This window comes from Cobetia sp. SIMBA_158, from assembly GCF_046566945.1.
GTDB lineage: Bacteria > Pseudomonadota > Gammaproteobacteria > Pseudomonadales > Halomonadaceae > Cobetia > Cobetia amphilecti.
Map to the genome: position 1 here is coordinate 1 of NZ_JAWJYL010000366.1, position 272 is coordinate 272.

Consider the following 272-nt stretch of genomic DNA (forward strand, 5'->3'; position numbering starts at 1 on the left):
CCTCTTTTCACCGGGGACGGCCCCAATTCTCCGGAGCCTGATTTGTCCTGGATTGTCTTTGTTATTGCTGGGCTGCTGGAAGTGGTGTGGGCCGTTGGCCTGAAATATGCCCACGGCTTTAGTCGTTTGACGCCGAGTGTTATTACTGTGACGGCGATGATTGTCAGTATGGCGCCACTTGCCTGGGCGATGAAATCGTTACCAGTAGGGACGGCTTATGCCGTGTGGACGGGTATTGGCGCAGTCGCCGCGGCCATCACCGGCATTGTACT

At 56.2% G+C, this 272-nt stretch carries 1 protein-coding gene; it reads left to right on the forward strand.

The window, feature by feature from the left end; all coding sequences use genetic code 11:
- Positions 1–42 precede the first annotated feature (42 nt).
- Positions 43–272: quaternary ammonium compound efflux SMR transporter SugE (gene sugE, locus R2R70_RS20315; RefSeq protein WP_410978946.1), on the forward strand; the 230-nt coding region annotated here is incomplete at its 3' end.